At 50.0% G+C, this 232-nt stretch carries 1 protein-coding gene; it reads right to left on the bottom strand.

Annotated features, from left to right (window positions below):
- On the bottom strand, positions 1-232 hold a 232-nt coding region (gene rplV / locus R0J88_RS23850), incomplete at both ends, for a 50S ribosomal protein L22 (RefSeq protein ID WP_410901435.1).

Here is a 232-nt window from a genome sequence, read left to right on the forward strand (position 1 = left end):
CATTGTAGGACCATCGTCCACAAAGATCGTAGTTACACGAAGCTCATCAATGTCAGCACCTTCGTTAGGCTCTGCGTTAGCCATAGCAGACTCAAGTACTTTCTTAACTAATACAGCCGCTTTTTTCGGGCTGTACGCCAGGATTTCTAGTGCGCGAGCGACAGGTAACCCGCGGATCTGATCTGCAACGAGACGTGCTGTTGGCGCCGAACCAGAGGCGGATTTATGTTTA

It is taken from the genome of Pseudoalteromonas sp. SIMBA_162, assembly GCF_046535955.1.
In the GTDB taxonomy this organism is placed as follows: domain Bacteria; phylum Pseudomonadota; class Gammaproteobacteria; order Enterobacterales; family Alteromonadaceae; genus Pseudoalteromonas; species Pseudoalteromonas marina.